Genomic DNA, 22,260 nt, shown 5'->3' with positions numbered 1-22,260 from the left:
GAGTATGCATGCGCCCCTCCCGAAAGCCGATCGTCGCCAACGCAGCCGTCCGGCAGCCTATGGGCTGTTCGGACTCGGCGAGGACGACCGCGAACCGGTGACCGCCAACCAGAATGCGTTGCTGGCGCAGATCGGCGCGATCTGGCCGTTCACGCTGGCAACGCAGCTGGTCGCATGCGGGATGCTGGTCGGCGCGGTCCTGCACGAAGGGCTGGCCGCGCTGATGCCGCTGATCGGTGCCTATGCCGGCATCGTCCTGCTCGTCTCGGCCGTCCTGCTGGCGACGTTGCGGCTGCCCGCGATGCGGCGCTGGCCTGCCCACCAGCGCTATCGCATCGTGATGGCCGGGTCGGCGGGCCTCGCCGCAGGACTGTTCGCGCTGCTGTGGACGACGACGCGGATGCCGGTCGGCACCGTTCAGCTCGGCAGCTTCGTCGCGATATCGGGGGCGATCGGCGTCACCGCGCTCAGCATCCATCCGATTCGCGTCGCGACGCTGGGGTTCGGCGCCGGGCTGGTGCTGATGCTCGCGATCCTGTCCGGCATCGGCGTCGCGTTCGGCGTCGCGCTGCTCTTCCTCGGCTGCCTCGCGCTGGTCGCGCACCGCCTCGCGCGGGTCGACCATGATCTGGCGCTCGACCGCGTCGACGAGACCAGCGAAGGCCGCCTCGCGGTCAAGATGATCGCCGAATTCGAGGGGCATGGCACCGGCTGGTTCTGGGAAGCCGACCGCCACGGCCGCGTCACCTATATCTCCGCCAAGGTCGCCGGCGAACTTACGCATACCGGCGGCAACCCCGCCGGACTGCTGCTCACCGACCTGTTCCGGATGGACAGCGACAGCACCGAACGCACGCTCGCCTTCCATCTGTCGTCGCGGACCTCGTTCTCGGACTATTCGGTGTGCGCCGCGTTCGGTCCGCCCGTCGACGCCGCCGCCGTGCGCTGGTGGTCGATCTCGGGCCGTCCCGTGGTCGACGAGATCGGCCGGTTCCACGGCTTCATTGGCTCGGGCTCCGACCTGACCGAGAAGCGCAAGTCCGAAGCCGAGATCACGCGCCTTGCGCTGTTCGACGGGTTGACCGGGCTCGCCAACCGCCAGCGGATGCGGATCACGCTCGACAAGACGCTCATGCAGCAGGCTGGCCCGCACCGTCCGACCGCGCTGTTCCTGATGGATCTGGACCGGTTCAAGGCGGTCAACGACACGCTGGGCCACCAGGCCGGCGACGCGCTGCTCAAACAGGTCGCGCAGCGGCTGCAACGCGGGGTCGGCGATACCGGACTGGTCGGTCGCCTGGGCGGCGACGAATTCCAGGTCGTGCTGCCCGGGATCGACAGTCGCGAGGCGCTGGCGACGCTGGCACGCGACCTCATCACCGCGCTGTCGCAACCCTATTTCATCGGCGGTGCATCGGTCACGATCGGCTGTTCGGTCGGGATCGCCGTGGCGCCGCAGCAGGGCGAGGATTCGGAGACGCTGGTCCGCAACGCCGACCTCGCGCTCTACGCCGCAAAGGGCGACGGCCGCGGTGTCCACCGCTTCTATTCCGACGACATGCTGACCGGCGCACGGACCCGCAAGCAACTCGAGGACGACCTGCGCACCGCGGTGTCCGAAGGCGCGTTCCACCTAGCCTATCAGCCGGTGGTCAGCACCCGGTCGACGCGGATCGTCGGCTATGAGGCGCTGATCCGCTGGACCCACCCGACCCGCGGCAACGTCTCCCCTGCCGATTTCATCCCGATCGCCGAGGAATGCGGGCTGATCGAGGCGATCGGCGAATGGGTCCTGCGCACCGCCTGTATCGAGGCTGCGCGCTGGCTCGGCGACATCCGCGTCGCGGTCAACGTCTCGCCGATCCAGTTCGCCAACCCGGTGCTGCCCGCGCTGGTCACCAGCGCGCTGGCGCAATCGGGGATCGCACCGGGCCGGCTCGAACTCGAGATCACCGAAGGCGTGTTCCTCGACGAGACGCAGTCCTCGGACCAGATGTTCAAGGCGCTGAAGGGTGTCGGCGTCCGCCTCGCGCTCGACGATTTCGGCACCGGCTATTCGTCGCTCGGCTATCTGCGCAACGCGCCGTTCGACAAGATCAAGATCGACCAGTCGTTCGTGAAGGGCGCCGCCCAGCCCGGCAATCGCAACGCCGCGATCATCAAGGCGATCGTCACGCTCGCCGATACGCTGGGGATGGAGACGACCGCGGAGGGCGTCGAGATCCAGGACGAGATCGACCTGATTCGCGAACTCGGCTGCACCCATATCCAGGGCTATGTCTATGGCCGCCCCGCCCCTGCCGAAGAGGTGCTGGTACAACTCGGCGTGCAGTCCGGCGTCGCCACCCCGAGCGGGTTCAAGGTCAGCCGCAGCCCGCGCACCAAGATGCTGCGCTCCGCTCGGATCGCGATCGACGGCACCCGCGGCGCGGTCCGCATCCGCAACATCTCGCCAAAGGGCGCGATGATCGACGGCCTGGAGATCGAGGGCGATCCCGCCGGGCTCGAGATGCAGATCGAACTGCTCGAGGACGAGATGATCGCCGCGCACATCCGCTGGGCCAAGGACGGCAAGGCGGGGATCGAGTTCGTCGAAGCCTTCAACCTCGACCGCCTCACCGCAGCCCCGGTGTCCAGGATCGTCCGCCGGACCGCTTGAACATCACGGCCTGAACGCAACGACAGTGCCGGCCGGTACCCCCGTACCAGCGCATCAAAATATTTTCGTTCGCCGTCCGTTCCCTTGCGTATCGCGAACCCCGCAGAACTCCGCGCGTCGCGCGTCCTGGGCGGTCGAAACCGTCGTCGTTCCCGATCGAACGCGCTTGCGTCGCTTCGCGGTTTGGCACAATCTCTTGGGGTTGCGTTCGGGAGCGGACCCAATCACTGGTAGAACGGTTCTCGCATAGCCATATGCAGACACGACGGTCGGGGTCGCCATGACGGCGGCGCGATCGGATTATGTTCCCCCTTTGATCCGCTCGGGTGTAACAGGGAGCGTGCTCCCGATTCGTACGGACCGAGCACGAGTGGGAGCGGTTTCGATGGACTACAGTAATAGCAGCCGGGATAGCGACATGACCACGGATACCCTCGAAGCAGCCGCGCCGGGCGCGACGCCCGAAGCCGCAGCGCCGGCCCAGGCTCAGGGCCAGCCTCAGGCTCAGGACAGCCATTCGGTACGCCCGCAGCCCTACCCCGTCGAAGTCGACCATAGCCGCGATGCGCTGCTGACCGATTTCGGCAAGGAAACCCTGCGCGACCGTTATTTGCTGCCGGGCGAGAGCTTCCAGGACCTGTTCGTCCGCGTCGCCTCTGCGTACGCCGACGACGCGCCGCACGCCCAGCGCCTGTACGACGCGATCTCGAAGCTGTGGTTCATGCCCGCCACCCCCGTTCTCTCGAACGGCGGCACCGGTCGCGGCCTGCCGATCAGCTGCTATCTGAACTCGGTGCCCGACAGCCTCAACGGCATCGTCGACACCTGGAACGAGAATGTCTGGCTCGCCTCGCGCGGCGGCGGCATCGGCACCTATTGGGGCAACGTCCGCGGCATCGGCGAGCCGGTCGGCCTCAACGGTAAGACCAGCGGCATCATCCCGTTCGTCCGCGTCATGGACTCGCTGACGCTCGCAATCTCGCAGGGCTCGCTGCGCCGCGGCTCGGCAGCCTGCTATCTCGACGTCTCGCACCCTGAGATCGAGGAATTCCTCGAGATCCGGAAGCCATCGGGCGATTTCAACCGCAAGGCGCTCAACCTGCACCACGGCGTGCTGATCACCGACGACTTCATGGAAGCCGTCCGTGCCGGCGCCGAATGGCATCTGCGCAGCCCCAAGGACCAGTCGATCCGCCAGACGGTCGATGCGCGCTCGCTGTTCCAGAAGCTGGTCGAGACCCGCCTGCAGACCGGCGAGCCCTACATCATCTTCGCCGACCACGTGAACAAGGCGATGCCCAAGCATCACCGCGAACTGGGTCTCAAGGTCTCGACCTCGAACCTCTGCTCCGAGATCACGCTGCCGACCGGCAAGGACCATCTCGGCAACGATCGCACCGCGGTCTGCTGCCTGTCCTCGCTCAACCTCGAGACGTGGGACCAGTGGAAGGACGAGAAGGGCTTCATCGAGGACGTCATGCGCTTCCTCGACAACGTCCTGCAGGACTACATCGACCGCCACGAGCCGGGGATGGAGCGCGCTGCCTATAGCGCGGGCCGCGAGCGGTCTGTCGGCCTAGGCGTGATGGGCTATCACAGCTTCCTCCAGGCACGCGGCCTCGCGTTCGAGGGCGCGATGGCGAAGTCGTGGAATCTCCGCATGTTCAAGCACATCAACGCGGCGGCCAACGAAGCGTCGATGCAGCTCGCGATCGAGCGCGGCCCCTGCCCCGATGCCGCCGACACCGGCGCGATGGAGCGCTTCAGCTGCAAGATGGCGATCGCCCCGACCGCGTCGATCAGCATCATCTGCGGCGGCACCAGCGCGTGCATCGAGCCGATCCCGGCGAACATCTACACCCACAAGACGCTGTCGGGCAGCTTCTCGGTCCGCAACCCGTATCTCGAAAAGCTGCTCAGCGAGAAGTCGAAGAACAGCGACGCGGTGTGGAACTCGATCCTCGAACAGGGCGGTTCGGTCCAGCATCTCGACTTCCTCTCGACCGAGGAAAAGGACTGCTACAAGACGTCGTTCGAGATCGACCAGCGTTGGCTCCTGGAACTGGCGGCGGATCGCACCCCGTACATCGACCAGGCGCAGTCGCTGAACCTGTTCATCCCGGCGGACGTCGAGAAATGGGACCTGCTGATGCTCCACTTCCGCGCCTGGGAGCTCGGCATCAAGTCGCTCTATTACCTGCGCTCGAAGAGCGTCCAGCGCGCGGGCTTCGCCGGCGGGGTCGAGGCCGACAACACCATCGACCTGCGCCAGATCGAGGTCGAGTCGAAGGATTACGACGAGTGCCTCGCCTGTCAGTGACACCGCGTTGCGCCAGTAACTGAACGACCGCACGACGGGGCATCTCAGGATGCTCCGTCGTCTGTCGTTGTGCACGATCGCACCCCTGCCTACGGCAGCGCCTCCGATCATGAATTTTACGGCACAAAGGAGAAATTCCGCACCGCCAGCGTAGCTACCCGGGGACCGCGCAAGACCGTGCGCGTCGGCAGAGCTGGAGACTACCGATGACGACGGCAACCAGGGCGGCAACGCCCAAGCCGGGCCATCACCCGAAGCCACCCGGCCACCCGCCGACGCGAACGCTCGATGCGCTCAACTTCTTCCTCGCCGATGTCCGCGACGGCCTCGGCCCCTATCTCGCGATCTACCTGCTCGTCGTCCGCGGCCCGTCGCACGGCTGGAACGAGGCGACCGTAGGGATGGTGCTCACCATCGCCGGGATCGTCGGCCTGTTGTCGCAGACGCCGGCCGGCGGCCTGATCGATCGCAGCAGGAACAAGCCCCGCATCGTCATCGTCGCGGCGTTGCTGGTCACGCTCAGCAGCCTGTCGCTGCCGATCGTCTCGGGCTTCACCATGGTCACGATCACGCAATCGATCGCCGCGGCGGCGGGCGCGATCTTCGCGCCGGCGATATCGGGGATCACGCTGGGCCTGGTCGGGCCGAAGCTGTTCGCCCGGCGGGTCGGCCGAAACGAAGCGTTCAACCATGCCGGCAACGCGGTCTCGGCGGCGATCGCGGGCGTCCTCGCCTGGTCGTTCGGGCCGGTGGTGGTGTTCTGGCTGATGGCGGCGCTGACCGTGGCGAGCATCGTCGTCACGCTTCGCCTGGACAACCGCGACATCGACAACGCGGTGGCGCGCGGGCTCGACTGCGAACCCGACGACGATTGCGAGGAACCGAGCGGCTGGAAGACGCTGATCGAGAACCGCCCGCTGATGATCTTCGCCGCTGCGGCCTTCACCTTCCACCTCGCCAACGCGGCGATGCTCACCTCGGTCAGCCAGCTGCTGGGGCGCACCGTCGGCACCGACAAGGCGACCTCGCTGACCGCGGCGTGCATCGTCGCGGCGCAGCTGGTGATGGTGCCGGTCGCGGTCGTGGTCGGCCGCAACACCGACCGCTGGGGCACCAAGCCGATGTTCCTCGTCGCCTTCGCCGTGCTCGCGGTCCGCGGCGCGCTGTATACGCTGTCGTCCGATCCGTGGTGGCTGGTCGGCGTGCAGGCGCTCGACGGCATCGGCGCAGGGATATTCGGCGCGCTGTTTCCGGTGATCGTCGCGGACCTGACCACCGGGTCGGGCCGGTTCAACGTCAGCCAGGGCGTGGTGTCGAGCGTGTTCGGGCTCGGCGCCGCGCTGTCCGCCTCGCTGGCCGGCGCGATCATCGTCCGCGCCGGCTATACCGCGAACTTCCTGACGCTCGCGGCGATCGCCGTCGCCGGCTTCGTGCTGTACCTCACCGCGATGCGGGAAACCCACAAATGAGCCGGACCCGGGTCGGGAAGCCCCAGTGACGCTCGCGACCTATGCGACTTGGGGCATCTGCGTCGCCGCCACCGCCGCGGTGATCGCGCGGCCGTTTCGCTGGCCGGAGGCGATCTGGGCGGTCGCTGGCGCGATCCTGCTGCCCCTGCTCGGCCTGATGCCGGTCGCCGCCGCGCTCCACGCGATCGGCAAGGGCACCGACGTCTATCTGTTCCTGATCGGGATGATGCTGCTCAGCGAGACCGCCCGCGCGGAGGGGCTGTTCGACTGGGTCGCGGCGACCGCGGCGATCCATGCCCGCGGATCGACCGCGCGGCTGTTCGCGCTGGTCTATGTCACCGGGATCGTCACGACGACGTTCCTGTCGAACGACGCCACCGCGGTCGTGCTGACCCCGGCGGTCTATGCGGCGGCGCGAAAAGCGAAGGCCGACCCGCTGCCGCTGCTGTTCGCCTGCGCGCTGATCGCCAACGCCGCCAGCTTCGTGCTGCCGATCTCGAACCCCGCCAACCTGGTGCTGTACGGCGGCAAGATGCCCCCGCTCGGCCAGTGGTTCGCCTCGTTCGCGCTGCCGTCGGTCGCCGCGATCGTCGTGACCTTCCTCGTGCTGCGCTGGATCGAGCGCAAGCGCCTCGCCGGGGCATGCGTGAGCGATGTCGATCGGACCCCGCTGACCACCGGCGGCAAGGCGGCGTTCGTCGGCATCGTCGCGACCGCGATCGTGTTGCTGGTGGTGTCCGCGCGCGATGCCGAACTCGGCCTGCCGACCGCGATCGCAGGCACCGTCACGACGCTGGCCGTGTCGGCGCTGTCGCGCTCCTCGCCGATCGCACTGGCGCGGCAGATATCGTGGAGCGTCCTGCCGCTGGTCGCCGGGCTGTTCGTGCTGGTCGAGGCGCTCGACCTGACCGGCATGATCGGCCAGGTCGCGCAGGCGATCCGCGTCGCCTCGGCCAACCCGGCACAGGCCTCGGCGGTCGCCGGGACCATCCTCGCGTTCGGGTCGAACCTGATGAACAACCTGCCCGCCGGCCTCGTCGCCAGCACCGCGGTCGCGCAGGCGCAACCGCCGCGGCTGGTCGTCGATGGGCTGCTGATCGGCGTCGACCTCGGTCCCAACCTGTCGATCACCGGCAGCCTCGCGACCATCCTGTGGCTCCAGGCGATCCGTCGCGAAGGCCAGGACGTCGGCTTCTGGCGCTTCCTGAAGGTCGGGGCGATCGCGATGCCGCTGGCGCTGATCGCCGCGCTCGGCGCCCGGATCGCGCTGGGATAAGCCCACGAAAAAGGGGCCCGCCGCAACCGGCGAGCCCCCTTCCGTAAGCGTAGCGATCCGGATCAGAACCGGACGGTAGCGCCCACCGCCAGGTTGCGCCCGAGCGAGTCGTAGCGCGCGGGGATCGTGTTGCTGCGCGCCAGGCTGATCTGGTACGAGTTCGCGAGGATCGGCGGCGACTTGTCGAGCAGGTTGTTCGCGATCAGGCGCAGCGAGAAGTCCTTTGCGACCGCGAAGTTGAACGACAGGTCGAAATAGCTGACCGGCGCGATACGGTAGAAGGTCGAACGGACCTGATCCGGCGTACCGCCGATCGCGGCATCGCCCGAATTGGTGGCGCTGGTCAGCGAACCGACATAGCGCCAGTTGAACGAGGTCCCGAAGAAGCCGTCCGCCGTGGTGTACGTCGCGCGCAGGCCGTGCGACCATTTCGGCAGCAGGTCGTTGCAGCCGTTGCTGTAATAGCCGGCGCAGTTGCGCTTGGGCTGCAGCGGCGAATCCTGGCCACCGGCAAAGGTGGTGAGCGACCCGTTGAAGGTCAGGTCGAGCTTCCCCGCGCCGCCCAAACCGACCGCGTACTGCGCCTGAAAATCGACCCCGCGCGAGATCGACTTGTAATAGTTGGTCGTGCCCTGGCGGATAAAGCCGCTGGTCGGGTTGCCGCCGGCCGCGGCGTACAAGATGCCGGTGCCCGGCTGGCGGACGATGCCCGAGCAGAAGAACGGGTCGCCGTTCGAACGCTGGCAGCCATCGGTGTAGTAGGTGTCCTGGTTGAAGCCGAGCGAGTTGTTGATCCTGATCTGGTAGCGATCGACCGACAGCACCAGCCCGCGGATGAAGCGCGGCTTGACGATCAGGCCGTAGGTCAGCGTGTAGGCGGTCTCCGGATCAGCGGTGAAGCCACCCGACCGAACCGTGCACTGGTTGCCGTCACCCTGCTTGCAGAGCAGAGTCGTGCTGCCATACAGCGCGTCGGAAAGCCCGGTCGCGCGGCAGACGTCGCGCGACGCGATCGGCGAGCCATAGGTGATCTTGCCGGTCGCCGGATCGGTGGTAACGGTCGGCGCGCAGAAGTCACCCTGCGATCCGCCCTGCAGGCCATAGCTGATGTTGCGGGCCTGGCCGACCTCGACCACGGTCGGCGCGCGCTGCGCCTTGTTGTACGATCCGCGGAACGTCAGGTCGCTGACCGGCGCGTACAGCCCCTCGATCTTCCAGGTGTTGAAGGTCTTGGGATTGCTGGTGTATTTCGACACGCGATAGCCGCCATTGACCTGCAGCAGGTGCGCGAACGCACGCTCCTCGATCAGCGGCGCCTGGACTTCGATGTTCGATTCCCAGACCCCCTGCGAGATGCTGGAATCGGTGCCGCCATTCTGGTCGCGGTACGCCTGGTCGGCGGAGCTGCGGAAATTGTCGTGGCGATATTCGACGCCGAGCGCGATCGCGACGCCCTGGTTCGCCAGCGGCGAGGTCACGCCGTACTTGCCGAGATCGCCGGTGACCGACCCGATCACGTTGTACAGCGTGCCGACGCCCTTGGTCGCGCCGCCCGGCATCGTGAACAGATAGCTGGCGAGCGGCGAACCGGCGGTGCCGGCGCTGAACGCGTCGAGCGGCAGACAGCCCGACGCTGCACCGACCGCGCAGGTCGGGACGCCGTTGACGTTGACGACGTTCAGCGCGTTGTTGACGCGGCCGAAGTCGGGGATGTTGCCGGACTGGACGCGCTGGATGTTGCGGGCGAAGACGCCGCCGATGTCATAGGTCCACGCATCGCCCGACTTGCCGCGCAGGCCGGCGGTCGCACGGATGCCCGTGTTCGTGTAGACGTCGGGGATGTCGGCCAGATCGTTGAAGCGATAGCGCAGGTCGATCGGCGCGAACGCGCGGGTGCCGGCCTGCGCGCCGCAGATCGCGGTCGCCTGCGATGCCGACAGATACGGGTTGTTGCAGTTGACCTGGTACGGCGTGGTGCCCTCGCCGTACGCGGTCGAGCTCAGGATGCGCGCCGGATAGGCGTTCTGCGACTTGTCGCGGAACCAGATCCCCGATCCATAGACTTCCATGTCGGGGGCGATGTCGGCGCTGACGAAGCCGCCGGCGTTCCAGCGCTCCGACGCGCGCTGATAGGAATAGCCGTCATACGGGTTGGCGGCGTTGCCCGCGCCGACGCCGTAGGGGACGAAACCGGTGCCACCGTTCGGATCGTTGACCAGCTGCGCGCCGCTGTTCGGACCGCTCTGCGGCACGATATAGCCGCTGCGCGAGTAGGTCGACAGCGAGCACGACAGCGGGCCGTCCTTGCCGGTCTGGATCAGCTGGCACGCCGAGCTCGAACGCGCGTCGTAGGGCACGATGTCGGTGTGGCGATAATTGACGAAACCGGACACCCGCAGCGCGCCGCCGAGCAGCTTCTTGCCCGCGGTCAGCGTGATGTCGGTCCGGCCGCCGTCGTTGGTCAGGCCGGTCGGGCTGCCGAAGCTGTTGGCGCGCGCCAACGGCGACACGATCGTGTCCTTGTTGTTGTGGTTGTAGAAATTATAGTTGCCGTCGATCTGGACGCCTTCGAAATCCTTTTTCAGGATGAAGTTGACCACACCGGCCACCGCGTCCGAACCATAGACCGACGACGCGCCACCGGTCAGCACGTCGACGCGCTCGAGCAGCGACGGCGGGATGATGCCGACGTCCTGGCCGTTCTGGGTGCCCAGGCGCTTGCCGTCGATCAGCACCAGCGTGCGCTCGAAGCCCAGGCTGCGCAGCTTGATGCGCTGGCGCCCGTCCGAATCCTGATAGGTCTGCTGGTTGTCGGGCGAAATCTGCGGCAGCCGATTGAGCACGTCCTCGACGTTGACCGGGGCCTGCGCCCGGATGTCCTGCGCGGTGACCGAGGTGATCGGCGCGGCCGACGTCATGTTCGGACGCTGGATCCGCGATCCGGTGACCACGATGGCGTCGCTCGGGGTATCGTCTGCGCCGGTGGTCGCCGCCGTCGCCGCGTCGGCCTGCACCTTCGATTGCTCGGGAGTGGTCGCATCCTGCTGCGGAACGTCCTGCGCAAAGGCCGGCATGGCCCCGAGGAAGAGCGAACCGGCAAGAGCGATCCGCGACACGGACTGACTGAAGATCATAGCTAAACCCCTTTGCCGGCCGCACACACGCGCTTGATCCGGTCCCGGGCTCGAAATTCTGCAAATCGGTTCGGCGGTCAATACCCAAACAATACCTTTCCAATACATTTGCGATAGTATGTTGCAAAATGGCGTCAGTGCTGGCGGACCGCTTCACGCTGAGATAGCATTGCCGGCATCGAGACCATGACCGGCAGCCAGGGGACCAAAGCGATGACCACCAGACGATCCGTGCTGACCGCGATCGGCGCACTTGGCGCCCTTCCCCTCACCACCGCCGCTGCCCGCGCAGCAAAGCCGGGGGCCGGCAAGCCGACTTCGATCCTGTCGACCTGGGATTTCGGCGCCGCCGCCAATGCCGCGGCGTTCGCGAAGCTGCGCGCGGGCGGGTCGCTGATCGACGCGGTCGAGGCTGGCGCGATGGTGCCCGAAGCCGATCCGACCAACCACAGCGTCGGCTATTCCGGCTATCCCGACCGCGACGGCCACGTTACGCTCGACGCGGTGATCATGGATGATGCCGGCGGTGTCGGCGCAGTCGCCGCGCTGGAAAACACGATGCACGCGATCTCGGTCGCGCGGCGGGTGATGGAGCGGACGCCGCATACCATGCTGGTCGGCGAAGGCGCGACGCGGTTCGCGCGCGACCAGGGCTTCCCGCAGCAGTCGCTGTTGACGCCGGAGTCCGAAAAGGCGTGGCGTGACTGGCTCAAGACCGCGAAATACCAGCCCGAGGCGAACAGCGAGAACCGCATCACCCGGACGCCCGGCGGCGCGCTCGATCACGACACCATCGGGCTGCTCGCGCGCACTGCCGACGGCCGCATGGCCGGCGCCTGCACGACGTCGGGGATGGCGTTCAAGATGCGCGGCCGCGTCGGCGATTCGCCGCAGGTCGGATCGGGCCTGTACGTCGAGGCGGGGATCGGGGGCGCCACCTCGACCGGGCTCGGCGAAGAGGTCACGCGGGTGGCAGGATCGGCGCGCGTCGTCGCTTCGATGCGCACCGGCGCTACCCCGCAACAGGCGTGCGAAGAGGTCGTCCGCCACATCGCCAAGCTGCGCGGCGACGCGATCCGCGGCGTCCAGGTCGGCTTCCTCGCGCTCGACGCCCACGGCGTGATCGGCGCGTTCTGCCTGCTGCCCGGCTTCACCTATGCGGTGACCGACGCCGATGGCATGACGACGGTGCTGAAGGCGCCATCGCTGTTCCAGGCCTGACCATGCATATCCCGCTGGCACTGGAAGTCTGCGTCGAGGACCTCGCCGGTATCGACGCCGCGGTCGCGGGTGACGCCGACCGCATCGAACTGTGCGCGGCGTTGGCGGTCGGGGGACTGACTCCGCCCGCGTCTTTGGCCCGCGCTGCCGCGGATGCACCGCTGCCGGTCCACCTGCTCTGTCGACCACGCGAAGGCGACTTCGTCTACTCGTCGGCGGAACAGGCGCTGATCGCAGACGACATCCGCACCGCCGCGGAGGCCGGACTGGCTGGCGTCGTGATCGGGGCGTGCAACGGCGACGCGCTCGACACCCGATTGCTCGCCCTGCTCGTCGCGCGGGCCCGCGCGGCCGGCGAGGCCCGCGGCACCCCGTTGTCGCTGACGCTGCACCGCGCGTTCGATCTCTGCGCCGATCTTCCGCTGGCGATGGAGGCAGCGATCGGCCTCGGCTTCGATCGCATCCTGACGTCCGGTGGCACGCCCAAGGCGGTCGACGGCGTCGCCATGCTCGCGCGCCTGCACCGCCAGGCCGCGGGCCGGATCGTCATCCTCGCGGGCAGCGGGGTGTCGCCGGCGACGCTTCCTGCGATCGTCGAAACCGGAGTCCGCGAAGTCCATGCCTCGTGCCGACGCCCGGATCCGATGCCCGCGGACCCGGCGGCGCTGCGCTTCGGCTTCGTCTCGCCGGACCATGCCCGAACCGACGCCCATGTCGTCCGGTTATTGGCGGCAGCACTAAAGACCTGACGCGACTTGAGCAGTACCAATTTATAACATAGTACCTATCGGCATCAGCGACCCCGGGTTGCCTCACCGCCAGCACAGCGAGACGACATGATCGACGCCCCCGCCGCCGAAACCACGCTGATGTACAGCGAAGCCGCCGAAGCCGGAACCGCGGTCGCGCGCATGCTCGCCGCCAATGCCCAGATCTTCGCCGAACTCGGCGCAAAGCTGCGCGCCGCGCCCCCCGCGGTCGTCGTCAGCTGTGCGCGCGGGTCGTCGGATCACGCCGCGGTGTACGGCAAGTATCTGATCTGGGCCGGTACCGGCATCCCCGTCGCCGCCGCCGCGCCGTCGATCGTGTCGGTCCGCCGCGCCCGCCTGCGCGCCGAGAACACGCTGTGCATCGCGGTCTCGCAGAGCGGCCGCAGCCCCGACCTGCTCGCGACCGTCGCCGCGATGAAGGCATCGGGCGCGCATGTCGTCGCATTCGTCAACGACGAGTCCTCGCCCCTGGCCGCGATCGCCGACACTCTGGTCGCGCTGAAAGCCGGTCCGGAAAAGTCGGTCGCGGCGACCAAATCCTATATCTGCACGCTCGCCGCCTTCGCCGCGCTGACCGCCGAGTGGACCGAGGACACCGAACTGCGTGATGCCGTCGCCGCGCTGCCGCAGGATCTTGCGCGCGCCTGGGCGCTCGACTGGTCGGCCGCCATCGCGCCGCTCCGCGACAGCACCAACCTGTTCGTCATCGCCCGCGGCGCAGGCTTCGGCGTTGCCAACGAAGCCGCGCTGAAGATGAAGGAAACCTGCGCGCTGCACGCCGAATCGTTCAGCGCGGCGGAAGTCCGGCACGGCCCGATGCAGCTGGTCGAGGACGGCTTCCCGCTGCTCGCACTCGCCACCTCGGATGCGGTCGGCGACGGCGTCCGCGATGCCGCCAGCGAATTCGCGGGCCGCGGTGCCAGCGTTCTGCTGGCGGATTCGCGTGCCGACGGCACCACCCCGGATATCGCCACCGGTGTTGCGCTTCCTGCGCTCGCCGCGCACCCGTCGATCGAACCGATCCTGATGATCCAGAGCTTCTACAAGATGGTCAACGCGCTGTCGGTGGCGCGCGGCTTCAACCCCGACGCCCCGTCCCATCTTAGCAAGGTCACGCGCACGCTATGACGAGCGTCCGGTTTACCAACGGCACGATCGTCACCGCGGCCGGGCTGCTGAGCGCGGCGACGCTGGTCGTCGAACACGGGCGGATCGCGCGGATCGAACCGGATACGACGGGCGACGACACGATCGACCTGGACGGCGGCTGGCTGATGCCCGGCTTCGTCGACACCCAGGTCAATGGCGGCGGCGGCGTGCTGTTCAACGACACGCCCAGTGTCGAGGGCATCGCCGCGATCGGCGCTGCGCATCGCCCGTTCGGCACCACCGCGTTCCTGCCGACACTGATCAGCGACACCCCCGACGTGATCGCGCGCGGCCTCGATGCGGTCGATGCGGCGATCGTGGCGGGCGTCCCCGGCGTGCTCGGCATCCACATCGAGGGCCCGGTGATCAGTCCGGCGCGCAAGGGCATCCACGACCCGGCGCGGTTCCAGGATCTCGACGACGACTTGCTCGCGTTGCTCACCCGCCCGCGTCTAGGCCGGGTCATGGTGACGCTGGCGCCCGAACGCGTGACCGCGGCGCAGATCGCGACGCTGACCGCCGCCGGCGTGCTCGTCAGCATCGGCCATAGCGACGCCGACCACGCCACCACCAGCGCCGGCATCGCCGCCGGGATCACCGGCGTGACGCACCTGTTCAACGCGATGTCGCCACTGGTCCACCGCGCGCCGGGCGTGGTCGGCGCGGTGCTCGACGACCAGGCGGTGTATTGCGGGATCATCGTCGACGGCTTCCATGTCGACGATGCAGTGCTGCGGATTGCCCTGCGCGCCCGCCCGCACGACCGCTTCATGCTGGTATCCGATGCGATGCCGTGCGTCGGTGCGGTCGAGAAGTCGTTCGTGCTGCAGGGCCGCGCGATCCGGGTCGAGGGTGGCCGCTGCGTCGGTGCGGACGGTACGCTGGCGGGGTCCGACCTCGACATGGCGGGCGCGGTCCGCAACACCGTGACGCGGCTCGGCGTGTCGGCGCAGACCGCCGCGGCGATGGCGTCGACCTATCCCGCCGCGTTCCTCGGGCTGTCGGACACCCGCGGCGCGCTGGCGCCGGGGCTGGCGGCCGACTGGGTGCAGTTGACCCGCGACCTGTACCCCGTGAACACCTGGATCGGCGGCGCGTCCGCCACCTGATCCGCCGATTTCGGTATCTGAGGAAGACCCAATGGCCGCCATCACCCTCACCGCCCCGATGCAGGGCTGGGCGATGCCCGTCGCCGATGTCCCCGATGCGGTGTTCTCGGACCGGATGCTCGGCGACGGCGTCGCGATCGACCCGACCGGCGACATGCTGGTCGCGCCCTATGACGGCGTCATCCTCAGCCTGCTCGACAGCGGCCACGCGATCACGCTGCGCACCCCCGAGGGCGTCGAGATCCTGGTCCATATCGGGCTCGACACCGTCGCGCTCGAGGGTCGCGGCTTCACCCCTTGCGTCGCGGTCGGCGACCATGTCGCGGCCGGCACCCGGCTGATCCGCTTCGACCTCGACCTGCTGGTCCGCGAGGCGCGCGCGGTGGTGACGCCGATCATCGTCCTCAACAGCGATGCGTTCACGATCACGCAGTGCGTAACCGGCCGGATGGTCGCGATCGGCGAGCCGCTGCTGACGCTGGAACCGCGGATTGCGGACCAGCCCGCCGAAATCGTCGACATCGAGGCTGGCGAAACCCACAGCCTGACAATCACCGTGCCCCTGCCGCACGGCATCCACGCCCGCCCCGCCGCGCGCATCGCGACGCTGGCGAAGCGCCACGACGCCGCCATCACGATCGGTTGCGGCGACAAGACCAGCGACGCGCGCAGCCCGATCGGCCTGCTCGCACTCGGCGTACGCTGCAACGACACCATTACGGTGTCCGCCCAGGGCCCCGGGTCCGTCGAAGCGGCGACCGCGATCGCGACGCTGATCGGCAGCGGCATGGACGAACCCGCCGAGGCTCCCTCCAAGACCGGGGCCGCCCCCGCCCCATCGCAACCCCGCCCCCTTCCCGCCGGTGCTCTGGCCGGCGTCACCGCCGCCCCCGGACTCGCGATCGGACAGGCGCACTGGTTCCGCCAGCCCGAGATCGAAGTCCCCGAACACGGCGAAGGCATCGCGGTCGAGGAAGCCCGCTTCGCGCAGGCCGTCGCCACGCTGACCGATCGGCTCACCGCGCAGGCCGCCCGCGCCGCCGGACCCGAGCGCGCGATCGTCGAGGCGCATACCGCACTGCTCGGCGACCCCGCACTGCGCGACGCCACCGGTGCGCTGATCGCTGCGGGCAATAGCGCAGGCCATGCCTGGCGCCACGCGATTCGCCCGCTTGCCGACGCGCTGCGCGCCGGGTCCGACCCGCGCCTCGCCGAGCGTGCCGACGACATGCTCGACCTCGAACGGCAGTTGCTGGCGCTGATCGTCGGCGTCGACCTCGCGCCGCCGGTGTTCCCGCCCGACACCATCCTGCTCGCCGACGACCTGCTGCCGTCGCACGTCCTCGCGCTCGACCGCGCCACCATCACCGGGCTGTGCGTCGCACGCGGCGGTCCGACCTCGCACGTCGCGATCCTCGCGGCGACGATGGGGCTGCCCGCTTTGGTCGCGATCGGCGATGCGCTGGCGGGCGTGCGCGACGGCGCGATGCTGGTGCTCGACGCCAGCGACGGGTTCGTCCGGATCGATCCCGACGCCGACACCGTCGCCGCCGCACAGGTCCAGCTGGTCAAGGCGACGGTCCGGCGTGCCGAGGCGCTGGCCCGCGCCGGCGAGCCATGCCGGATGGCGGACGGCACCCGGATCGAGGCGTTCGCCAATCTTGGATCGGTCGGCGACGCCCGGCTTGCGGTCGACAACGGCGCGGAAGGGTCGGGGCTGCTGCGCACCGAATTCCTGTTCCTCGAGCGCGATGCCGCCCCCGATATCGCCGAACAGACCGCCGAGTATCAGGCGATCGCCGATACGCTCGGTGGCCGTCCGCTGATCGTCCGGCTGCTCGACATCGGCGGCGACAAGCCCGCGCCCTATCTGCCGATGGCGGCCGAGGAGAACCCGGCGCTGGGCCTGCGCGGGATCCGCGTCGGGCTCGCGCATCCGACGCTGCTCGAGGGTCAGGTCCGCGCCATCCTCGCGGTCGCACCGCTCGGCCAGTGCCGGATCATGGTGCCGATGATCGCCAGCCTCGGCGAACTCCGCGCCGTCCGCGCCGTGGTCGACCGGGTCGCCGCCGAACTCGGCCTCGCCGATCCGGTCGCGCTCGGCGTGATGATCGAGACCCCCGCCGCCGCCGTCACCGCCGACCTGATCGCCGCCGAAGCCGACTTCCTGTCGGTCGGGACCAACGACCTGACCCAATATGCGCTGGCGATGGACCGCGGCAATCCGGCGGTGGCGGCGGGGATCGACGGGCTTCACCCGGCGGTACTGCGACTGATCGCGCAGACCTGTGAGGGCGGCCGACGTCACGGCCGCTGGACCGGGGTGTGCGGCGGCCTCGCTTCCGACCTGCTCGCGATCCCCATCCTGATCGGGCTCGGCGTCACCGAACTATCGTCGGCGCCGACGATGATCCCCGAGGTCAAGGCGCTGGTCGCGACGCTGACGATGGAGGCGTGCCGCACGCACGCCACCGCCGCGCTCGCGTGCCAATCCGCCGCCGCGGTCCGAACGCTTGCCCGGGAGTTCCACGCATGAAATCGATCCTGGAAGCGCTGCAGCCGCTCGGCCGCGCCTTGATGCTGCCGATCGCGGTGCTGCCGATCGCCGGGCTGCTGCTGCGGCTCGGCCAGCCCGACCTGCTCGACATCGCCTTCCTCAGCGCGGCGGGCGACGCGATCTTCTCGCATCTCGGACTGTTGTTCGCGATCGGCGTCGCGACCGGGTTCGCGCGCGACGGCAACGGCGCAGCGTGTCTCGCCGGCGTGGTCTGCTTCCTGGTCGCGACCGAAGCGGGGAAAGTGTTCCTGGTCGCCCCGCCCGCGGTCGTCGCGGGGCTCACCGGACCCATGGTCGACCTTGCGATAGCGGCGTGGAAGGCCAAGGCGATGGCGCGGCTCGACGTCCCGATCGGCATCCTGTCGGGGCTCGCCGGCGGGCTGCTCTACAATCGCTTCGCGGCGATCGCGCTCCCCGAATATCTCGCCTTCTTCGGCGGACGGCGGTTCGTCCCGATCGTCAGCGGCGTCGCGGGGCTGATACTCGCGCTCGCGTTCGGCCTAGGGTTCGGCGTGCTCAACGCTGGCGTCGACCAGTTCAGCCTCGCGATCAGCGGCAGCGGCGCGGTCGGCCTGTTCCTGTTCGGGCTGCTCAACCGGCTGCTGCTGGTCACCGGCCTGCACCATCTGCTCAACAATTTCGTCTGGTTCGTCGCGGGCGATTATCACGGCGCACACGGCGAGGTGCATCGCTTCTTCGCCGGCGATCCCAGCGCCGGCGGGTTCATGGCAGGGTTCTTCCCGGTAATGATGTTCGGCCTGCCCGCCGCGTGCTTGGCGATGTATCACAGCGCGCGGCCCGACCGGCGCAAGGCGGTCGGCGGCATGCTGTTCAGCCTCGCGCTGACGTCCGCCCTGACCGGCGTCACCGAACCGATCGAGTTCAGCTTCATGTTCCTCGCGCCGGTGCTGTTCGCGGTGCACGCGGTGCTGACCGGCCTTTCGATGGTGCTGATGGACGTGCTGGGCGTGAAGCTCGGCTTCGGCTTCTCCGCCGGGCTGCTCGACTACATCCTCAATTTCGGCAAGGCGACGCGGCCGTTGATGCTGCTGCCGGTCGGCGCGGCCTATTTCGCGATCTATTACGCGCTGTTCCGCTTCTTCATCCGCCGCTTCGATCTGGCGACGCCCGGCCGCGAAGCCGAGACGGTCGCAGCGCCGGTGGCAACGGTCCAGCCCGGCGGTCGCGGCGCAGCGTTTGCGCGCGCACTCGGCGGGGCGGCCAATCTGACCACGGTCAGCGCGTGCACCACCCGGCTGCGGCTGATCGTCGCGGATCAGTCCGCGGTCGACGACGCCGCGCTGAAGGCACTCGGCGCACGCGGCATCCTGCGCCCCTCGAACGCCGCGTTGCAGGTCGTGCTGGGCCCGATCGCGGACGTGGTCGCGGTAGAAATCCGCGACGCCCTCGCGCTCGGCGACGAGCCGGCGCCCGCAGACGAAGTCGCCACGACTTCGCCCGACGTCGCCACGACGACGCTATCAGCCGAAGCCTATGCGGCACTTGGTGGTGCCGCCAACGTCCGCACCGCGAGCCGCCACCCGGGCCGGTTGCGGATCGAGGTCGGCGACGCGGCCTTGGTCGACGACGTCCGCCTCGGCGCGCTCGACCTGCGCGGGATCGTCCGGCCGGCGGCGGGGCAGGTCCATCTGCTCGCCGCCGAAGACAGCCTGGCGCGGCTGGTGCGCGCGGGCTAGCGCGCCCGCGGTTCCAGCGTCACCGGGCCGAGTATCCCCGATGGCGCGCCGTCTGCGGCCTCGACAAGCAGGACGACCGTCCTGGCCCCCGCACCCGCCAGCACTGCCCCGGCGAACGGCGCGATCGCGGCCTCCGCCTTGGTGCCGACCCGCTGGCCATCGATCCACAGCTCCGCCTTGCCAGCGACCGCGGCGAAGCGGATCACCCCGCCCTCCGATCCGACCCGGCGCCACGGCGTCACGCTGGTACGATAGATCCGCCACCGCCCCTCGGCCGCGGGCTGCGCCGGCGTTCCGCTACGCACGAATGCCCAGCTGTTGTTGTCGCCGTCGATCGGCGCCAGCTCAGGATCGGGTCGCGCGGCGAACGCCGGCGACCGCCGCCACTCCCGGATCGCCATCGCCGATACCGTCACCGGCACCTGCTCGCGCGGCGCAAGGTTCGCACGATCGATGACCAGCCGCGCCGGCTTCAAGCCCGCAGCCGCGGCGCGGACGACGATGCGACCCCGCCCGGTCCCCGCCTGCACGACGATCTGCGCCAGGCCATTGAACAGCGACCGCGCACCGCCCTTTTCCGGCTCGTGGCTGTTGGGATCGCCATTGCCGACACCGATGATCGTAGCGCCCTCGACCGTGAAGCGCGTCGCCAGGTTCGCGGTCGGCACGTGGCGCCCCGCGGCGTCGATCGCGTCGATCGTCACCGCTTGCGTATCCTCGTCGTCGCCCGCCATCACGCTGCGCGCCGGGGTCAGCCGCAGCGCGACCGCCGCGCCAACAGTTTCGTGCGCCGCGGTCGCCACCACTCTGCCGCCACGCAGCGCGATCGCCTCGATCCGGCCGGGCGCATAGGGCACGCTCCATTCATTGCCCATGATCCGGTCGACCGCCTGCTCGCCGACGACGCGGCCGTTGAGCTTCAGGACGACGCGCTCGGCGTTGCTCATCACCAGGATCGGCACCGCCTGCCCCTCGCGCCCCGGCCAGCTCCAGTGCGGCGTCAGGCTGACGACGGCGGTATCGTCGACCCAGTGCGCGCGCTTGATATCGAACGCGGTCTTGGCGAATCCGCACAGATCGAGGATCCCGAAAAAGCTCGAGATCGTCGGCCATTCGTGCGGCGTCGGCTCACCGTGATAGTCGAACCCGGTCCACACGAAGCCCCCCGCCACGAACGGCCGGTCGGCGATCTTCTTCCAAGTCGCTCGGTGGGTATCGCCCCAGCTCGCCGCCTCGACGTCGTAAGACGACTGGACGTGCGCCGCGGCGTCGGTCGCGAACGCACCGCGCGTTTCATACGCGCTGGTATCCTCCGAGCTCGTGATCGGCTTGGTCGGGTTGAGCGCGTGGAACTTGTCGTAGTCGCCCTGGTAGTAATTGAACCCGGTGACATCGACGACGCTCGACACGTTGACCGGATCGAAGAACGCACCGTTCATCGCCGCGGTCACCGGCCGGCTGTCGTCGAGCGTCTTCACCGTCTTCGCCATCCGCCGCAGCATCTCGACGCCGGCCTCGGTGCCCTGCATCGGTTCCTCGTTGAACACCGACCACAGGATTACGCTGGGATGGTTGCGGTCGCGCCGGACCATCCAGGCGAGCTGCGCCATGTAATCGGGCGCCGGGTTGAACTGGCGGTTCTCGTCCATCACGACGAAGCCCATCTCGTCGCACAGATCGAGGATTTCGGCGGCGGGTGCGTTGTGCGAACAGCGGATCGCGTTGCACCCCATCGCCTTCAGCCGTTCCAGACGCCAGCGCGCCAGCGCGTCGGGAATCGCGGTGCCGACGCCGGCATGGTCCTGGTGCAGGCACACACCCTTCAGCTTCACGGGCGCATCGTTGAGGAAGAACCCGCGGTCGGCGTCGAACCGGATTTGCCGAAACCCGATCCGCGTCCGCCGCTCGTCGACCACCACGCCCGCGCGCGAAACCCGCGTTACCAGCGTGTACAGCGTCGGCCGCTCGATCGACCACAGCTGCGGCGCGGCGACCGCCAGCCGCATCGTCGCGACCGCGCGGTCGAGCGGCGCCACCGTGCCGACCGCGCTGCCCGTGGCGACCTGCGCACCATCGGGGCCAAGCAGCACCGTCTCGATTGTGACATCCGCCGACACCCGGTCGCTGCTGCCGATCGTCACTTCCACCGGCACGTGCCACCCGTCGGCATCGCGTCGCGGATCGCCGTGGACGCCGTCGGTCACGATCGCCACCGGCGCGCGGCGGATCAGCCAGGCATGGCGGTACAGCCCGGCGCCCTCGTACCACCAGCCCTCCATCGCCTCGGCATCGACCCGCACCGCGATGACATTGTGGTCGTCGCCGAACCGCGCGAACGGCGTCAGGTCGATCTCGACGCTGTTATACGCGGACCAGTTGTGCGCGACGACGCTGCCATTGACCCAGATCGTCGCGTTGGTCGCGATCCCGTCGAACCGCAACAGGATGGTCTTGCCGCGATCCGCCGCCTCGAGGCGCAGCGACCGCCGGTACCAGCCGATGCCCCGCGTGCGAAACCCTTGCGAGATGCTGGCGGTTTCGACGAACGGCTGTTCGGACGCCCAGTCGTGCGGCAGCCGCACCGGGCGCCAGTCCGAATCGTCATACGCCATCGCAGCCGCGCCCAGCGCGTTGCCCGCCTTGACGCTCAGATAGGTCGCATTGTGCCCGACCGGCTTCGGCGCGACGACATCGCCCTCGTTGAACAGCCAGCCGCGCTCGATCAGCATCCGCGACGGGTCCGGATCGAACCGCGCCGGCGGCAGTGCGCGCGACGGTCGCGGCATCGGCAGCGCACCGGCCTCGCCCGACGCGATCGGCGCCGCCTCGCCCGTACCGATCGCCAGGGTCGCGCCGGCACCCGCCGTACCGATGAGAAGCTCGCGACGGTTCATAGGCA

At 68.9% G+C, this 22,260-nt stretch carries 12 protein-coding genes; 10 read left to right on the top strand and 2 right to left on the bottom strand.

Translation table 11 applies throughout. The annotated features are described in order from the left end of the window. Positions 1-4 precede the first annotated feature (4 nt). From SJY20_RS03580 to SJY20_RS03565, 4 genes are all read left to right on the top strand, one after another. A complete protein-coding gene (locus tag SJY20_RS03580; protein ID WP_380785230.1) occupies positions 5-2,659 on the top strand; it encodes an EAL domain-containing protein in 2,655 nt (884 codons plus the stop codon). A 385-nt stretch (positions 2,660-3,044) separates the two neighbouring features. Then, on the top strand, positions 3,045-4,979 hold the full coding sequence (locus SJY20_RS03575) for a ribonucleoside-diphosphate reductase subunit alpha (RefSeq protein ID WP_380785229.1): 1,935 nt from the start codon (positions 3,045-3,047) through the stop codon (positions 4,977-4,979). 206 nt (positions 4,980-5,185) lie between these two features. Further along, on the top strand, positions 5,186-6,448 hold the full coding sequence (locus SJY20_RS03570) for an MFS transporter (RefSeq protein WP_380785228.1): 1,263 nt from the start codon (positions 5,186-5,188) through the stop codon (positions 6,446-6,448). A gap of 25 nt (positions 6,449-6,473) precedes the next feature. Then, the gene (locus SJY20_RS03565; RefSeq protein ID WP_380785227.1) at positions 6,474-7,724 is read left to right on the top strand and encodes an arsenic transporter; all 1,251 of its coding nucleotides are present in this window, start codon (positions 6,474-6,476) and stop codon (positions 7,722-7,724) included. Between the two features lie 62 nt (positions 7,725-7,786). On the opposite strand, the gene SJY20_RS03560 is transcribed toward SJY20_RS03565, so the two are convergent. Further along, positions 7,787-10,858, bottom strand: a complete 3,072-nt coding sequence (locus tag SJY20_RS03560) for a TonB-dependent receptor domain-containing protein (protein WP_380785226.1) — start codon at positions 10,856-10,858, stop codon at positions 7,787-7,789. A 186-nt stretch (positions 10,859-11,044) separates the two neighbouring features. Here SJY20_RS03560 and SJY20_RS03555 point away from each other — a divergent pair, with 186 nt between their 5' ends. The 6 genes from SJY20_RS03555 (at position 11,045) to nagE (ending at position 19,361) form a co-directional block, all read left to right on the top strand. Beyond that, complete coding sequence (locus SJY20_RS03555; RefSeq protein WP_380785225.1) at positions 11,045-12,079, top strand: N(4)-(beta-N-acetylglucosaminyl)-L-asparaginase; 1,035 nt, start codon at positions 11,045-11,047, stop codon at positions 12,077-12,079. 2 nt (positions 12,080-12,081) lie between these two features. Beyond that, positions 12,082-12,828 carry a copper homeostasis protein CutC gene (locus SJY20_RS03550; RefSeq protein ID WP_380785224.1) on the top strand — a complete coding sequence of 249 codons (747 nt, stop codon included), beginning with the start codon at positions 12,082-12,084 and terminating at the stop codon, positions 12,826-12,828. A gap of 87 nt (positions 12,829-12,915) precedes the next feature. Further along, positions 12,916-13,977, top strand: coding sequence for an SIS domain-containing protein (locus SJY20_RS03545; RefSeq protein WP_380785223.1), 1,062 nt, complete (start codon positions 12,916-12,918; stop codon positions 13,975-13,977). Next, on the top strand, positions 13,974-15,107 hold the full coding sequence (gene nagA, locus SJY20_RS03540; RefSeq protein ID WP_380785222.1) for an N-acetylglucosamine-6-phosphate deacetylase: 1,134 nt from the start codon (positions 13,974-13,976) through the stop codon (positions 15,105-15,107). The genes SJY20_RS03545 and nagA overlap by 4 nt, the downstream gene beginning before the upstream one ends. Before the next feature lie 31 nt (positions 15,108-15,138). Next, entirely contained in the window at positions 15,139-17,643 is a 2,505-nt protein-coding gene (gene ptsP / locus SJY20_RS03535) for a phosphoenolpyruvate--protein phosphotransferase (RefSeq protein ID WP_380785221.1), read from the top strand. Then, complete coding sequence (gene nagE / locus SJY20_RS03530; protein WP_380785220.1) at positions 17,640-19,361, top strand: N-acetylglucosamine-specific PTS transporter subunit IIBC; 1,722 nt, start codon at positions 17,640-17,642, stop codon at positions 19,359-19,361. The genes ptsP and nagE overlap by 4 nt, the downstream gene beginning before the upstream one ends. On the opposite strand, the gene galA is transcribed toward nagE, so the two are convergent. Continuing rightward, positions 19,358-22,255 carry a beta-galactosidase GalA gene (gene galA / locus SJY20_RS03525; protein WP_380785219.1) on the bottom strand — a complete coding sequence of 966 codons (2,898 nt, stop codon included), beginning with the start codon at positions 22,253-22,255 and terminating at the stop codon, positions 19,358-19,360. The two genes, nagE and galA, sit on opposite strands and share 4 nt — an antisense overlap. Positions 22,256-22,260: the final 5 nt, after the last annotated feature.

This window comes from Sphingomonas sp. R86521, assembly GCF_042466235.1.
GTDB lineage: Bacteria > Pseudomonadota > Alphaproteobacteria > Sphingomonadales > Sphingomonadaceae > Sphingomonas.
This window is presented reverse-complemented; position numbering and strand designations above follow the sequence as displayed.

What these genes read in the sequence shown, in the direction of transcription:
- SJY20_RS03580 (WP_380785230.1), top strand. Translation starts at nt 5, where the DNA reads ATGCATGCGCCCCTCCCGAAAGCCGATCGTCGCCAACGCAGCCGTCCG.
- SJY20_RS03575 (WP_380785229.1), top strand. Translation starts at nt 3,045, where the DNA reads ATGGACTACAGTAATAGCAGCCGGGATAGCGACATGACCACGGATACC.
- SJY20_RS03570 (WP_380785228.1), top strand. Translation starts at nt 5,186, where the DNA reads ATGACGACGGCAACCAGGGCGGCAACGCCCAAGCCGGGCCATCACCCG.
- SJY20_RS03560 (WP_380785226.1), bottom strand. Translation starts at nt 10,858, where the DNA reads ATGATCTTCAGTCAGTCCGTGTCGCGGATCGCTCTTGCCGGTTCGCTC.
- SJY20_RS03555 (WP_380785225.1), top strand. Translation starts at nt 11,045, where the DNA reads ATGACCGGCAGCCAGGGGACCAAAGCGATGACCACCAGACGATCCGTG.
- SJY20_RS03550 (WP_380785224.1), top strand. Translation starts at nt 12,082, where the DNA reads ATGCATATCCCGCTGGCACTGGAAGTCTGCGTCGAGGACCTCGCCGGT.
- SJY20_RS03545 (WP_380785223.1), top strand. Translation starts at nt 12,916, where the DNA reads ATGATCGACGCCCCCGCCGCCGAAACCACGCTGATGTACAGCGAAGCC.
- nagA (WP_380785222.1), top strand. Translation starts at nt 13,974, where the DNA reads ATGACGAGCGTCCGGTTTACCAACGGCACGATCGTCACCGCGGCCGGG.
- ptsP (WP_380785221.1), top strand. Translation starts at nt 15,139, where the DNA reads ATGGCCGCCATCACCCTCACCGCCCCGATGCAGGGCTGGGCGATGCCC.
- nagE (WP_380785220.1), top strand. Translation starts at nt 17,640, where the DNA reads ATGAAATCGATCCTGGAAGCGCTGCAGCCGCTCGGCCGCGCCTTGATG.
- galA (WP_380785219.1), bottom strand. Translation starts at nt 22,255, where the DNA reads ATGAACCGTCGCGAGCTTCTCATCGGTACGGCGGGTGCCGGCGCGACC.